General features: G+C 51.7%; 15 protein-coding genes and 1 tRNA gene. 6 read left to right on the top strand and 10 right to left on the bottom strand.

Annotated elements, in window-relative coordinates; translation table 11 throughout:
* Entirely contained in the window at positions 1 to 1,278 is a 1,278-nt protein-coding gene (locus V3O24_RS04795; protein ID WP_331306429.1) for a hypothetical protein, read from the bottom strand.
* A 105-nt stretch (positions 1,279 to 1,383) separates the two neighbouring features.
* Positions 1,384 to 1,821, bottom strand: coding sequence for a Spy/CpxP family protein refolding chaperone (locus tag V3O24_RS04790; RefSeq protein WP_104424901.1), 438 nt, complete (start codon positions 1,819 to 1,821; stop codon positions 1,384 to 1,386).
* 188 nt (positions 1,822 to 2,009) lie between these two features.
* Between V3O24_RS04790 and V3O24_RS04785 the strand changes: the two genes are divergently transcribed.
* Together V3O24_RS04785 and V3O24_RS04780 are read left to right on the top strand one after the other, a co-directional pair.
* Positions 2,010 to 2,693, top strand: a complete 684-nt coding sequence (locus tag V3O24_RS04785; protein ID WP_331306428.1) for a response regulator transcription factor — start codon at positions 2,010 to 2,012, stop codon at positions 2,691 to 2,693.
* Between the two features lie 4 nt (positions 2,694 to 2,697).
* Positions 2,698 to 4,107: an ATP-binding protein gene (locus V3O24_RS04780; RefSeq protein WP_331306427.1), complete on the top strand. Its 1,410-nt coding sequence runs from the start codon at positions 2,698 to 2,700 to the stop codon at positions 4,105 to 4,107.
* 42 nt (positions 4,108 to 4,149) lie between these two features.
* On the opposite strand, the gene V3O24_RS04775 is transcribed toward V3O24_RS04780, so the two are convergent.
* Positions 4,150 to 5,055 (bottom strand): EF-hand domain-containing protein, encoded by a 906-nt coding sequence (locus tag V3O24_RS04775; protein ID WP_331306426.1) that lies wholly within the window; start codon positions 5,053 to 5,055, stop codon positions 4,150 to 4,152.
* Between the two features lie 332 nt (positions 5,056 to 5,387).
* Between V3O24_RS04775 and V3O24_RS04770 the strand changes: the two genes are divergently transcribed.
* Both V3O24_RS04770 and V3O24_RS04765 read left to right on the top strand, forming a co-directional pair.
* Positions 5,388 to 5,900, top strand: a complete 513-nt coding sequence (locus V3O24_RS04770) for a lipocalin family protein (RefSeq protein WP_331306425.1) — start codon at positions 5,388 to 5,390, stop codon at positions 5,898 to 5,900.
* Positions 5,901 to 6,034: 134 nt separating this feature from the next.
* Positions 6,035 to 7,129: a transglycosylase SLT domain-containing protein gene (locus V3O24_RS04765; RefSeq protein ID WP_331306424.1), complete on the top strand. Its 1,095-nt coding sequence runs from the start codon at positions 6,035 to 6,037 to the stop codon at positions 7,127 to 7,129.
* Between the two features lie 55 nt (positions 7,130 to 7,184).
* Here the strand turns inward: V3O24_RS04765 and V3O24_RS04760 are convergent, their stop codons facing one another.
* The 3 genes from V3O24_RS04760 to greB all read right to left on the bottom strand — a co-directional run bounded on the left by V3O24_RS04760 (position 7,185) and on the right by greB (position 10,034).
* Entirely contained in the window at positions 7,185 to 8,903 is a 1,719-nt protein-coding gene (locus tag V3O24_RS04760; RefSeq protein WP_331306423.1) for an LTA synthase family protein, read from the bottom strand.
* A gap of 437 nt (positions 8,904 to 9,340) precedes the next feature.
* A tRNA-Ser gene (locus V3O24_RS04755) sits at positions 9,341 to 9,430 on the bottom strand.
* Positions 9,431 to 9,527: 97 nt separating this feature from the next.
* Positions 9,528 to 10,034 (bottom strand): transcription elongation factor GreB, encoded by a 507-nt coding sequence (greB, locus tag V3O24_RS04750; protein ID WP_331306422.1) that lies wholly within the window; start codon positions 10,032 to 10,034, stop codon positions 9,528 to 9,530.
* Positions 10,035 to 10,139: 105 nt separating this feature from the next.
* On the opposite strand from greB, the gene V3O24_RS04745 reads away from it, so the two are divergent.
* Positions 10,140 to 10,619 carry a peptidylprolyl isomerase gene (locus tag V3O24_RS04745; RefSeq protein ID WP_331306421.1) on the top strand — a complete coding sequence of 160 codons (480 nt, stop codon included), beginning with the start codon at positions 10,140 to 10,142 and terminating at the stop codon, positions 10,617 to 10,619.
* A 38-nt stretch (positions 10,620 to 10,657) separates the two neighbouring features.
* Here the strand turns inward: V3O24_RS04745 and V3O24_RS04740 are convergent, their stop codons facing one another.
* The 3 genes from V3O24_RS04740 to nagZ are packed head-to-tail and all read right to left on the bottom strand — an operon-like array spanning position 10,658 to position 12,940.
* Positions 10,658 to 11,386, bottom strand: coding sequence for an S-methyl-5'-thioinosine phosphorylase (locus V3O24_RS04740; protein ID WP_331306420.1), 729 nt, complete (start codon positions 11,384 to 11,386; stop codon positions 10,658 to 10,660).
* Positions 11,387 to 11,390: 4 nt separating this feature from the next.
* The gene (locus tag V3O24_RS04735) at positions 11,391 to 11,930 is read right to left on the bottom strand and encodes a hypoxanthine-guanine phosphoribosyltransferase (RefSeq protein WP_331306419.1); all 540 of its coding nucleotides are present in this window, start codon (positions 11,928 to 11,930) and stop codon (positions 11,391 to 11,393) included.
* A gap of 2 nt (positions 11,931 to 11,932) precedes the next feature.
* Positions 11,933 to 12,940, bottom strand: coding sequence for a beta-N-acetylhexosaminidase (gene nagZ, locus V3O24_RS04730; RefSeq protein ID WP_331306418.1), 1,008 nt, complete (start codon positions 12,938 to 12,940; stop codon positions 11,933 to 11,935).
* Between the two features lie 74 nt (positions 12,941 to 13,014).
* On the opposite strand from nagZ, the gene V3O24_RS04725 reads away from it, so the two are divergent.
* Positions 13,015 to 13,470 carry a flagellar basal body-associated FliL family protein gene (locus tag V3O24_RS04725; protein WP_331306417.1) on the top strand — a complete coding sequence of 152 codons (456 nt, stop codon included), beginning with the start codon at positions 13,015 to 13,017 and terminating at the stop codon, positions 13,468 to 13,470.
* 41 nt (positions 13,471 to 13,511) lie between these two features.
* Here V3O24_RS04725 and V3O24_RS04720 read toward each other — a convergent pair whose 3' ends face one another.
* Positions 13,512 to 13,919 carry an HIT domain-containing protein gene (locus V3O24_RS04720; RefSeq protein ID WP_331306416.1) on the bottom strand — a complete coding sequence of 136 codons (408 nt, stop codon included), beginning with the start codon at positions 13,917 to 13,919 and terminating at the stop codon, positions 13,512 to 13,514.
* Positions 13,920 to 14,112: the final 193 nt, after the last annotated feature.

Below are 14,112 nucleotides of genomic sequence, written 5' to 3'. Positions count from 1 at the left end.
TTATTTGATTTTCAGGTTTGACGGCTTCTTCAGCCATTGATTGGCTTTTCCCGAGAGCCATGACTGGGCCAAGGCGTCGGATTTGCTGACGCTGTCTAAAAATGCGCCGGATATGCTGAATACGGCGGCGATATGTCTGGCATCCCGTTCGCTATCCTGCATTCCGCCATGTGGCGGCCTGCCTCTACCCATGCCGCCCGGAGGCCCGCCGGCCCTGCCGCCCATTCTGTCTTCGCCTTGAAAATGGCCGCCAAAGCGCGGCATGCCGCCGCGGTCGGTCCCTGCTTTTTCGCCAGGCTCCTGAGCCGGGTCTGGTTCTTGCCGATGCGATAAATGAGATCCCGCCAATAATTGATGGCTGCCTTTATTCAATTGCAGTAAATACTTATTGCCGCGCGGCGCATATTCCCAGATTGCGGTGCGCACGTAGGGAGAACTGATCCCGTAAGGATCGTCGTCTTCGCTGCCGGTCACCACCAACAAGGGGATCGAAATGTTCTGGTAGCGGGTTGCCACGCTGCCGAGCGCCATATCCACGGACGGGCTGAATAGAATCGCGGCAAGCGGCTTGAAATCTTGCGTCTGGGGCGGAACGCCGTCGAATTTCTCACCGATCATCGCTGCCGTTGTTTGCGCGCCGATGTCGTAACCGGCAACGATCAACCGGGACAAATCCGCAGCGGCAAACAAGCCTTGGTCGGCCTTTGCTCTCAGCTTGAGTTGTGCGTAGGCCCAAAGCAAGTGGTCGATGCGTTTTTTCAGGGATGCTTGCGAGAAATACTCATGGCCCAGATAATGCAGCTCGCTGTTTCTGGCGGCCTTGGACGGCCTTGATCTGTCTTCGTCAGGCATTTCAGGCTCATCATCTCCGGGTTTTCCATGCATCGGAGCCAATTCTTTAAGCGCTTCGCCAATCTCTACCGGCTGTATGCTGAAAACCGCGTAACCGGCCTTGGCCCAGGTTTCGCGCCAGAGCCGTCCGCCATCGGCGGGCTCGCCCAAGCCCGGCAGGTAAACAATCAGCGGATAACGGCCTTTTTCCGTCGGCGCAAGCATTGAAACCTCGATGGTTTGGCCATCGTGCCGCCAGGTTTCGCGGACTGAATCGATCGCATAGTTGTGCGCGGAAGCGTAGCCGCCTTTGCTGATAAACTGTCCGATTTTTTCGTTTTGCTCTTCCGGTGTCGGCGGGGACGGACGAAAAAAACAACCGGTCAGGAAAGCCGTGCAGGCGACAGCCGCCAAAAAATAAGCCGTAGCAGGGTGAGTTTTGTTCATGGCAAGATTGGATCGAATGGTTGCTTGAAATGCAGGTAAATCCCTGTCAGTAAAATGTAAAACCGCGCCCGGTCATAGTCCGGGCGCGGCATGCAGTTATGGGAATTAATCCTCGAATTTACTTTGCAGTTTTTTCTGCTGCTCGGCGGTTAACAGTTTAAACACGGCGTTGTCCAATCTGGATTTTTGCAACGCCATTTCCCGGTGGATCACGTCAGCCTTGTTAAACAGCGCCCGGATTTTGTCGTCGTTGTAGTCGTAGGAAAAGACCAGATGGTGAATTTCCTTGCCGATGCTTTTCGCAGCTTCCATTTGGGCGTCGGTCTCGGTGCGATGGGTTTTGAGCAGTGCTTTGATTTCAGTTCGTTGTTTGTCGGTCAGGTCGATTCGATGTAAAAATCGCGGCATGCGCTCCTCGTCGTCGGGACCGGGTCTATGATGTTCGGAGAACGGCATGTCCCCGCAAGGATATTCGCCGTGCATGGGCGGCTTAGCCAGGGCTATCGCCGGGAATAAGACTAAAATCAACAATAGTTTACGCATAAAAAATCTCCAGTGGTTTAAGGAAAAGAGTACGGAACAAGGTTGTTTCCGTCGTGTTCAGTATCGCTCTAATGCAGGTAAAGCACTGTTATTGAAATGTAAATTCAGGTAAATACAGCGGTCGAATTGTGGCGGTTGCGATGGCGTAACGCTATGATGACGCCAACAATGTAATTAAGGTGGTGAGTGTGACGAAGATTTTGATTATTGACGATGACGTCGAATTGGCCGGGTTGTTCAAGGAGTATCTGGAGCAGGACGGCTTTGCCGTTGAAGTGAGCCATCAGGGCGAGTCGGGGCTGCGGCTGGCGTTGTCGGGAGATTACCAGCTGGTGATACTCGACATCATGTTGCCGGATATAAAAGGCACCGAGGTTTTAAACCGCATTCGCATGGAAAGCCGTATCCCGGTGCTGATGTTTACCGCCAAGGGCGACGATGTGGACCGGATTATCGGCCTGGAATCGGGGGCTGACGATTATGTGCCCAAGCCGTGCACGCCGAGGGAGCTGGCGGCGCGCATCCGTGCCATTTTGCGCCGGACCCAGCCTGTAAAAGGCGGCGATAACGGGCCGATTATCGCCGGCGCGTTGAAAGTCTGGAGCGAAAAACGCAAGGCGTCATGGTTCGACCATGATTTGGAACTCACCAGCACCGAGTTTAATTTGCTGGAAACGCTGGCGCTGCATTTCGGCCGCATCGTCAGCAAGAACGAACTGTCCGAAAAAGCGCTGGGGCGGCCTTTGGCGCGTTTCGACAGAAGCATCGATGTACATATGAGCAGCATCCGCCAGAAACTGGGTTGCCAGAGCGACGGGCGCTCGTATATCCAGACCGTGCGTGGCCAAGGCTATCAATTGGTAAAGGAGTAGCGGCGTGGGACGGTTGTTCTGGAAGTTTTTCCTTACCTTTTGGCTGGCTTTGCTGGTGGCCGGTATCGGCGTCGGCACGGCGGTCTGGTTAAGGCATAACGCCTGGCAGGGGCAAGAGGCCGGGCAGTTGGTCGATGTCGGGCATGCCGCATCGTTTGTCGCTGTCTCGGAGAATATTATCCGGCATAGCGGCGTTGCCGGTTTGCGCAGTTTTCTCGATTCGATGCGCGAAACCCCGTTCCCGCCGGTTTATGCGGTGGACGATCAAGACCGGGACATTCTGCAACGCAGCTTGGCGCTCGAGGTTTTGCAACAGGCCCGCACCTTATTCCAGCAGGCCGCTTATCCCGAGGCGATTCGTGTGGTAACGGCGGACGACGGGCAGCGTTATTTACTGTTTGTGCCGTTGCCGGAGCATGGCTTTGCCGACCGTCCGCCGCCGATGCCGGACGGCGGCTTTGCTCCTCCTCCGGGCGATCGTTCGTTGCATCGTTCCCGGCCGCCGCGCGAGCCGCCAACGCCGCGGATGCCGATTTTGGCCGGTACGTTGGCCAGCCTGATGTTCAGCGCCGCGCTGGCCTGGTATTTCTCCAAGCCGATCCGCAGTTTGCGTAACGCTTTTGCCGCGCTGGCCCAGGGCGATCTGGATACACGGGTCGGCGCGTCGATGGGAAAACGCCGCGACGAATTATCCGACTTGGGGCGGGATTTCGATCATATGGCCGGGCAGATTCATAGCCTGGTGCATGCCCAGCAACGCTTGCTGCACGATGTTTCCCATGAATTGCGTTCGCCGCTGGCGCGGATACAGGCCGCTATCGGCGTGGCTCAGCAGCAACCGGAAAAGACGCAGACGATGCTCGGGCGTATCGAGCGGGAGTCGCAGCGGATCAGCGATCTGGTCGGCGGATTATTGATGCTTTCCCGTCTGGAAGCCGGTGTTCCGGGCAGCGAAAGCCATGATTTCGACATCGGCGCGTTGCTGGACGATATTGTCGAAGACGCCCGTTTTGAGGCTGAGCAGCTTGGGGTTTCGATTCGCTATCACGGCATAGCGGAAATAGTGGTCAAAGGCCGGAGCGAATTGCTGCATCGGGCTATTGAAAACGTGCTGCGCAATGCGCTGCAACATTGCAGGAAACACGGCGAAGTGTCGGTCGCCGCCCGTTTCGATACCGGCAAGCGGCGTTTGCAGGTGACGGTCGATGACCAGGGGCCGGGCGTTGCCGAAAGCGAGTTGGCGGCGATTTTCGAGCCGTTTTTCCGTAGCGGCGACCGCAGCAAGGCGGACAGTATAGGACTGGGTTTAGCCATCGCCTATCGTGCGATAGAGGCGCACGGCGGGCGTATTCAGGCCGGCAACCGCCCTCAAGGCGGTTTGCGCATCGAAATAGAAATTCCTTTTGCCGGGTAGATCCCTCTGCGCGGCGATGCGGGCAGAGGGATGCGGCTTAAATTAAACGGATGTCGAAAAGCTGTTGCTTTCAGCGGTCTGGTTAGGATCGCTGTAGGCATGCAGCAATTGCATCATCTGTTTCATGAATCGCGCATCGGCGCTGGATACGGAAGATGACGCCTCGGCGCCGCTGCCGGCGCCGGACGCGTTTTTCGATTCTTCAAAGGCTCTCGCCTCGCTACCGTTCACCTTGCCGTCGCCGTCGGTATCGGCTGCATCGAAATTACCGGCTATATCGCTCATGAGCTTGGCTCTTTCGCTGTCTTTCGAACCCAGTTCTTGCACCATTGATGTCAGTTGATCTTTGGTAAAGCCTTGATCATTCGGGCCGCCATCTTTCGGCGGTGGCGGCATGCCTCCGGCCAGCATTTGCATTAACTGCCCATCGGCGTCTGATGTCGATGCTGTATCGGTGCCGGACGAGGCTTGCGATGCCTCATAAGCCAGCGACTCTTCAATAGTCACCGTGCCGTCGCCGTTGGCATCGGCCGGATCGCTGCTTTCCGAGGAGGATGACGCGCTGTCTGTCGAACCCGCGCCTTGAGCGCCGCCAGACGGAGGTGGAGGGGGCATACCGCCTTGGCCGCCTTGCATGCGCGCCCGTGGAGCAGGCCCATCCAGCTCGGAGGCTATTTTTTGTATGGTTGCCGACATTTCTTCCTTGGTAACTTTACCGTCGCCATCGCCATCCAGCTTGGAGAACATTTCATCGGCTACGCTGGAACTGCTTGAGCCGCCCGATTGCGACACGTTGCCCAGCGCGGCCTCCAAATCGCTTTTTTCAATATAGCCCTGTCCTTTAGTATCCAGCTTTGAAAATAGATCCTCGGCCATTTTCGATGGATCGGGGCGCTGCATGGCTCTCATCATTGTAGAACCGCCGCTGTTTACACTGCTAATACTCATGGTTTTATCCTCATATTGGGTTTAATTGCCGGATGGCCGGTTGGCCGTCCGATATCGCCGTTCTGTTAAGACAGCCCCTGACTGACTTAACGGAACTATATAGTTCTTGAGCAATATATCGGCCAGGAAAGGCTTAAAAACAGGGGCGGAAAGGTAAAGTTAAGTTAAGGAATGTTAAGGATTTTCGGCCAATGTTAAGATGATGATGTTTAACGAAAGGAACGGCCGGTGAAAACCGTAAAGTCTGGCGTTGACCGGCAAATTTTTGCCGCGGTATTGGTCGCTAAAGTCAGCCTGCTGAGGTATAAAGAGCTTTTTAAAAGGAGTCACGCATGAAAGTATTATTTATACTGATCGCTGTCTTATTGACCAGCTGCACCGGCATTCCCGAGGGGATTACGGCGGTTGAGGGTTTTGAAATTAACCGCTATCTGGGTACCTGGTACGAAGTCGCGAGGCTCGATCACCGGTTTGAAAGAGGCTTGGAGAATATCTCGGCGACCTATACCTTGCGTGAAGACGGCGGCGTTGACGTGCTGAATAAAGGCTGGGATATAAAAACCGGGGAATGGCGCGAGGCAGAAGGCAAAGCCTATTTTGTCGAACAAGCGGATAAAGGCAGGCTGAAAGTGTCTTTTTTCGGGCCGTTTTATGGCGCTTACAATATTATCGAGCTGGATAAAAAGGATTATGCTTATTCGATGGTCGCCGGACCGGATCGTTCTTATCTCTGGATATTATCCCGCACCCAACAATTGCCTGAAGCGACTTTAAAAGCATTGACCGAACGCGCGAAAACGCTGGGTTTTGCTACCGATCAGCTTATTTTTGCGAAGCCTGATTAGTTTGTGAGCGGTGGGGCCTTTGCCTTTTTTTCACGCTATAATCTGACATTCTTGTTAACTATGCCCCACAACACCTTGTGCCGAAACCTGAGAAGCTGTTTGGTCGCGACACTTCCTCTATCCATGACAGTCGTATGAATAAACCGGCAATCCCCGGCAAACGAACCGGCGTCAAACCGGCGGCCAGCCCAAAACCCAAACCGCGCAAGACTCAAAAATCGCCGAAAAAAGTGCAGCCCAAACCGCCGATTACCAGTTTCAGGCGAAGAATGCTGATGGTCGGCCTCGAAGCATTGGGCTTGGCGGTAACTGCGGTTTCCGCGATCATGATTTTGTTGGGCTATTCGGCCAACTGGTTTTCCGGCACCCGTTTTTTGACCAGTCTATTGCCGTTCGCAATCGGCGTATTGGGCTTGATTGTTGCGGCGGCGGTGTTGCTGATTGGCTGGTGGAAACTGCGCAAATGGTTGCAGGGCAGGGCGGCGGTATTGGTCCCGGTTTTGGCGGTCAGCTTTGCGTTGGTTATCGGCTGGTTTGTGCTGCAAAACCGCTTTACCCAGGCATTCGGGCACTTTCGCACGCTGGTCGGCGGCAAGCAGGAAGCGGGGCGGGTTACCGTGGCTCATCAGGTTTACGCGGCCTATAGGCGTTACGATCCGGCGGAATTATTGAAAATAATTAACCGTGCAGAGACCTATAACCCGGTTATTGCCGAGGCGGCCAAGGCATTCGATGTCGATACCAATCTTTTGCAAGGCATCGCCGCGACAGAATCCTCTTTCTTGCCCAGGGACAGCCGCGACGGCGGGCGAGGCCTGTTTCAAATTACGCTGGCGCCTAAAGCCGTCATGGAGCAAGTCGGCAAACAGCTGGAAGTGAGCAAGCCTTCGCCGCTCAACCCGCGGCACAATGCGTTTATTGCGGCCGCGACCTTGAAATATTATTTGGCCCAGATGCGCGGCGACCTGTTTTTGGGTTTGCTGGCCTATAACATCGGCCCGGCCAACGGCGGCCTTCGCTTTATCATGCAGCAGTATGGCGCGACCGATTTCGTCACCATACAGCCTTATTTGCAACAGTTGCCCCGCGATTATCCGATTCGCGTTTTATCGCATGCGCTTGCCTTCCGGCTCTGGCAAACGGAAGGAAAACTGCCGGTTTACGAAGAAGGCGATAATGCGATGCGCATCCAGAGTATTGGCATACCCGGACTGCAAGCCGAGCTTTAGGAAAGAGCCGGACAGATTTTCCTAAGCCTTCCTTCTTAATCCGTTGTTTTTGCGGCTATTGCGCCTGACGCCTAATGCGTAATGCATTGATCTTGTTAACCAGTGTGTTTTGTGCAGATTGATCCTCAGGCCCGTTTCCGATCAGCTGCGTATTATCACCATCCAGTTTAATCAGATAATCTTTGTTTTCAGTAAAGACACTGATGATGTCGCGGTTATCGCCACGGCGATGGGCGATATATTTGGGCGGGATATTCTGTTCGCCCAGCAAAACTCCGTTCCACTCCGAAAAACATTGCTTGCCGGAAACCAAACCATGCAAGCTATTGAATATGTCGATTTGCTGGAATTGATGATTTTCAACCGCCTTCTTACCGCCATCGGCAATAACCATAGGTATTTTTGCAGCAGCCTTGAATTGACCAAATAAATCAAATTCGGCTTTTTTCAAAGGGGTCATCGAGTGATGGTCGCCGACAATAACCAATATGCCGTTATTGAAAAAACCGCCGGCTTGAAGTTGCCGATAAAAGCGACCTATCTGTTTATCCGTATACATAATGGTTTCGGACTCGGATTTATGTTTGTTTTCCGGGTTAATATAAGGATGATGGCTGCTGACGGTTTTGATAAAAATAAAAAAGTTGTGCGCGCTATTTTGTTTTATTCGATCCAGTGCTCTGATATAAAGGGCTTCATCCGGCGCCGCTTGAAAATGAAACCTCTCCCATTGGTTATATTCAGGCCGCTCATGCCCCTCAATATAGTCGAAGCCAATACTTTGGGTCCAATTGCCGGTATTGCCGAATTCAAGATCCGCTGTCGTCAGAAATTCGGTTTGATAACCGTATTTTTTCAGAATATTAGGTAATGATTCTTTAATGTCATAAAAACTGTGGAATGAGGTGCCGCCATCATCCGTGTAGGTAGATGGCGGGTAGATGGGATGCAAACCGGTCAATAGCGCTATTTCTCCGTCCTCGGTAATGAAGCCGTTGGCGTAGAAATTTGTGAACGCTTGATTCTGTCCGGCGATTAGATCGAGGTTGGGCGTCCAGTCATTGATGCCTGAAAAATAGTGGCTTTGATAGGCGGAAAGCGACTCCACCATTAAAATGATAATGTTTTTGTTTTTCGCATCCTTGGTCAGGCAATGCGATTCTTCATTGAAACTAAACGATTTTAAAAAATTATCGCTGTAAGAAGAGGACTCCGACAGGATAGTTAAATTGTAGTCAATGACATTTTTGTAAATCCAGGAGTGCGCGTACTTGTGCGTATCGGAAAAACTTGATGCTAATGGCAGGGCGGCAATGATAAATACGGGGAGTTTTTGATAACGCAGGTTATTTATTTTGTATTTGCTAAGAGAAAGAGCAACCGGCGCAGCAAGGATGAGAGCGACAATCAGGGATATATTGACGTTATTTAAAATATAGATCTGCTGAATATATTTGTAGGAATAATCGGCATATTTTATGACGTCACCTAGCGTGAGATGGGTATTGAAATTAATGATAACGATATAATCAATAATATAAATGCCAAATAAAACAAAACCTGAGAATCTGAGCAGTGCAGTGAGCAATCGGTTGGTCTGTGGCAACAGTGAAATATAAAACAGCAGCAGAAGGGCGCAATAAAACCCGGCGTCGTTGGCTAAAACCTGGCCAAAGCCCAATAACCGGGTTGAGGTGTAGTGGAAAATGAAACTATCGACATACAGGCATTTTAAGAACAGCGGGATGGCGAGTAAAAAAGCAAATTTAAGCATCTATGTCGGACAGGGTTATTGCTGAGGACCGGTGAGCTAAAGCGTTAGTGTTCTTCAAGTAAATTCTGGAAGATCGCTGCTGTGCATGAATATGGCAATCGAGCTTTATCGATTTTACGGACACTTTGCTAAGGAAGCGCTGAACAAATCGATTCCGCTCATGGTTCGACAAGCTTACCACGAACGGAATCAACAATTTACCGTTCGTCCTGAGCCTGTCGAAGGACTTAATCAGTGCTTCCCTAAGGAGAAAGAGCCCCATTTTAGTTAAATCTAGTGATTTTTATTTCAGTCAGAAATTTTCGATAACAAAATAAGATAACGAAAGATTTCGGCAAAAGCCGCGAATGTTTTATTGATTCGGAGGTGTTCGATGAGGTTTCAAGAAGACATAAAAAAACCGATTGTTTTTAAAAACAATCGGTTTTTTGTATTCATGGCGGAGAGGCAGGGATTCGAACCCTGGGAGGGGATCAACCCTCAACGGTTTTCAAGACCGCCGCTTTCGGCCGCTCAGCCACCTCTCCATACCCTGCGTATTATATAGGGAGTTAGATTTATTGCAATCTTAATTCGCTATTTGAAGCGGATATGCCGGATTCAGGACAATGCATTTAGCAATGATCACTCGCTGGGTTTGCCGTAATTAATATCAACGACGGTGTACCGGGTTTCTTTCAGCTCATTTTGGATCGCGACTTCGTCATCAAACGTTTTTTTTAGCAGCGCTCTTGCCAGCGGCGAATCGAGGCTGATGTAGCGCTTTTTAGGATCGAGTTCATCGGCTCCGACTATGCGGTAGGTCACTTCCTCGTCCGCTTCATTCTCCAGGGTCACCCAGGCGCTAAAAAATATCCTGTCCTGATCGTCAGGCGGCTGGGATACGATATTAAGGGCGGGCAGCCGTTTTTGCAGATAATGGATGCGCCGGTCTATACCGCGTAATTCTTTTTTGCGGTAGATGTATTCTGCATTTTCAGAGCGGTCGCCTTCCGCTGCGGCGGCGGTTAAAGCCAGGGTAACGTCTTTGCGCCTGGTCCACAGCTCTTTTAATTCAATTTCCAGCGCCTGATAGCCTTCTTGAGTGATGTAAGGGGATGACTTTGGGCGAGGCGGTCTCCAGCGCGACATGATTGATTTCCTGTAGATGTTATGAGGGATTGAAATATTTTTTCAGACAAAACAGCCGCAAATCTTTATCATAGTCGGCTTTTAAATTATGAAAAAGGTTTTATCATGCAAGTAGCTGACAATATGGCGGTCTCAATTCACTATACTCTGACTAACGATGCCGGCGAAGTGCTGGATAGTTCAATCGGTGATGAGGCTTTGGTTTATTTGCACGGCACAGGGAACATCATTCCCGGTTTGGAAGATGCGTTGCACGGCAAGGCTGTCGGCGACAAGTTTAATGTGCGCGTTGCGGCCAAAGATGCTTATGGCGAGAAAAATGATGGGATGATTCAAGTCATTCCACGGGCCATGTTTGAAGGCATAGACGAGATTGAAGTCGGCATGATGTTCCATGCCGATGTCAGTTCCGGTTCCGGCGAGGTCACCATTGTTAATATTGACGGCGACGATATTACCATCGACGGCAATCACCCGCTGGCAGGGATGGCCTTAACGTTTGATGTGGAAGTTGTGGACATCAGACCTGCAACTAAAGAGGAAGCCGAGCATGGGCATATCCATGGCGCCGGTTGCCATCATTAAGCGTTGCCGGTATTTTTCTACATCCTTGTAGTCGCAATCTAGCTTACAAAAGCCTTTAGTAATAGAGCGGTATTCGCCATGCCTTTATGGAGGTGCCGCTCGATTTCCTCCATGGTTATTTCCCCCTCCGATTTTCCCGCCGCCCAATTGGCGACGACGCTGATCGCGGCATAAGCCATATCGAGTTCCTTGGCCAAGGCGGCTTCCGGCATGCCGGTCATGCCGACTAGGTCGCAGCCGTCTCTTTCCATGCGCCGGATTTCCGCGGCGGTTTCCAGGCGCGGCCCTTGGGTGCAGCCGTAAGTGCCCAGCGGGCTGATTTTTATGTTGGCGGCGCTGGCGGCGCTGATTAAGCGGGAGCGCAGTTTTTGGTTGTACGGGTAGGTAAAGTCTATGTGGCTGACGGCCTCGTCTTCAAAAAAAGTATGCTTGCGGCCGTAGCTGTAATCAATAATCTGATCCGGGATGGCGATATGCGCCGGAGCCATTTCGCCGGTAATGCCGCCAACTGCGGCGACGGCGACGATCTGCTCAACGCCGAGCTGTTTAAGTCCCCAGATATTGGCGCGGTAATTGATTTGGTGCGGGGCTATTGTGTGCGGATTGCCGTGTCTGGCCAGGAATATAATCCGGCTGCCGTTCAGCTCACCGGTAACAAACTCGGCCGAGGGCGAGCCGTAAGGCGTGTCCAGCTGCTCGCGACTGAGGATGTTTAAGCCGCTGAGTTGGGTCAGGCCGGTGCCGCCAATGATCGCGAGTGTGGTCATGTGTTTATTCCTTGCAGGCGTAAATGCCCGGTGCATTGCGTAAATAGCCTTTATAGTCCATGCCGTAGCCGAACAAATAACGGTTTACTACTCTCAAGCCGATAAAGTCGGCTGTTACCGTTTTTTGATGATCGAGGATTTTATCGACCAACACGGCGCTGTAGACGGCTGTCGCGCCTTGTTCCCGGCAATATTGATAGATGGCCTCCAGCGTAATGCCCTCGTCAAGGATGTCATCGACGATCAGTACGGTGCGGTCTTTAAGCGGCGTTTCCGGTTGAACCAGCCATTTGACGTTGCCGCCCGATGTCTGGTTTTGGTAACGGCTGGCATGGATGGAGTCCAGGGTTAACGGGATGGTTAGCCGGGGCAGCAATTTGCCGGCGGCGACGATGCCGCCGTTTATAACGCAGAGCACTAGCGGGTTGCGGTCGGCAAACGCGATGTTGATTTCCTGGGCTATTTTATCGATGGCGGCTTCGACTTCCTGTTCGCTGTGCAGCAGGTCGGCAGTTGCCCGGACGCGGTTGATTTCTTCAAGCATGTTTATAGGTTGTGGTTGATGAGGGTGGATAATCGCTGCCATTTTTCGGACTGCATCAGTTGTTCGCGGTTCATCTGCGGTTTGCCTTGCATGGCGCGCAGCCGTTGCTCTCTGATCGGATCGTGGGTTATCGGCAACGCATCAAGCACCTGTTCGGCGGCGGCCGGGTTGTTGCAAACCAGGATCATGTCGCATCCGGCAAGCTGCGCAAGGCGGGCGCGTTCCGGGAAGTCGCCGACCGATGCTGCGCCTTCCATGCTTAAATCGTCGCTGAACACCGTGCCGTTAAAGTTTAATTCCTTGCGTAAAATCTGTTGTATCCAGAACGGCGAGAAACCGGCCGGATTCGGATCGATTCTAGGATACACCACATGCGCAGGCATAATGCCTTCCAGGCCTTCTGCGATCAGTTGTTTAAAAGGCAGCAGGTCTTTTGCCCTGATCGCGTCCAGGTCTCTTTCGTCCACCGGCAAGGTCAGATGTGAATCTAAAGCCACTGCGCCATGACCGGGGAAATGCTTGCCGGTTGCAGCCATGCCCGCTTCATTCATGCCTTTCCTGAACGAGCTGGAAAGACGCACAGCTAGAGTCGGGTCGGTTGAAAATGAACGGTTGCCGATGATTTCGCTGACGCCGCAATCAATATCCAGCACCGGCGCAAAGCTGAAATCGACGCCGACCGCCAGTAACTCGGCGGCCATCAACCAGCCGGCAGGTTCAGCCAGCTCCGGCATTCGGGCATAGCTTGATGCGGGCGGCAAGCGGGTAAAGCCTTGTTGAAAGCGTTGCACCCTGCCGCCCTCCTGGTCGACGGCAATCAGTATGTCGCCGTTGCGCGCCGCACGGATGGTGTTAATCAGCTCGGTAACTTGTTCGGGATCCTGATAATTGCGCGAAAAAAGGATGACCGCTCCGGTGTTGGGGTGGTTTAGCTTTTCTTTTTCGTCTTGAGCCAGGGTTAAGCCCGCAACATCCAGCATTATCGGGCCGATAGGGAGATTACTTGTCATTACTTGGATTCGTTTTAATATTGAAGAGGTTGGCCTTATACTAAGCCGCTATTTTCTGTTACACGGAGTCTGTTATGCGTTTATTGGTTATGCTGTTAAGTCTGCTGTTCATATCGGTTGCGGCTGCGAATGAAGGGGCAAAAGAGTCAGAAGCAGAAGCGGGTGTAAAATATATCGAAATGACTCCTAAGTTTACCGTTAATTTGGCGGAACCAAAAAAGTTTTTGCTGATCAATGTGCAATTATTGGTCGAAGGTGCGGGGACTATTGCGGCGGTAAAAAAACATATGCCGGCATTGAGGCACGCATTGATCATGCTGTACAGCGGCAGGCCGTCTGAAGAATTGCAAACCATGGAGCAGCGTGAGGCGTTGCGGAAAGAAACGGCCGCTGTTATTCGTCAAACGCTGGAAAAGAGTGAGGACGGCAAAGGGCATTCTGCATCAGCTGAGGAAGGGCGTTCCGAGGAGGGCGCAGGTCATCCCGAAGGCTTTAAAGATGCCTATTTTACTGAGTTTTTGATTGATTGATCTGAAAGGCGCAGAAGTATGTTTGTGCTTTTTCGCCTGATTTAGAATCTTAACTGATCTCTAATAAGGGTTACATTGTCCGCAATCTGCGATTCCGTGTAAGGTACGGCATCGAATTTCCCCCAAACCGGTGCGGGCCAGGCTTTGTCGGTCCGGTAGCGGACTATATGGTGGATATGCAGTTGCGGAACCATATTACCTATCGCCGCAATATTCATTTTGTCGGCTTTATAAAGCACTGCCAGGTTTTCGGCAAGGTAGCTGGATTCTTCGGTCAGCAATTCACGTTCGACTTTGCTCAGTTGGTAAATTTCCTGTAGATCCGCCCGTTCCGGCACCAGTATAAACCAGGGATACCGGCTGTCGTTCATCATCAATAATCGACATAATTCAAAACGGCCAATGGCTATGCAATCCTGCTCCAAGCGCGGGTGTAACTGAAATGTCATGAGTCTTGTTATCCTAGAAAAGCAATGTCCAAAAATAGCGGATTAATAGTGGAACCGAGTGGCGGATTCGTCGGTAAGGATCGTGCATAAATTAATTTAGGCAATTACCATGAAGAGCATGAAGGACATGAAGACTTAAACCTTTCATGCCGCTTCATGTCCTTCATGGTTAAAAATGAAAAATAAAACTTGC

The sequence above is a fragment of the Methylobacter sp. Wu8 genome, assembly GCF_036440755.1.
Classification (GTDB): domain Bacteria; phylum Pseudomonadota; class Gammaproteobacteria; order Methylococcales; family Methylomonadaceae; genus Methylobacter_A; species Methylobacter_A tundripaludum_A.
The sequence above is the reverse complement of the archived record's forward strand: the minus strand, read 5'-3'. Positions and strand labels throughout refer to the sequence as shown.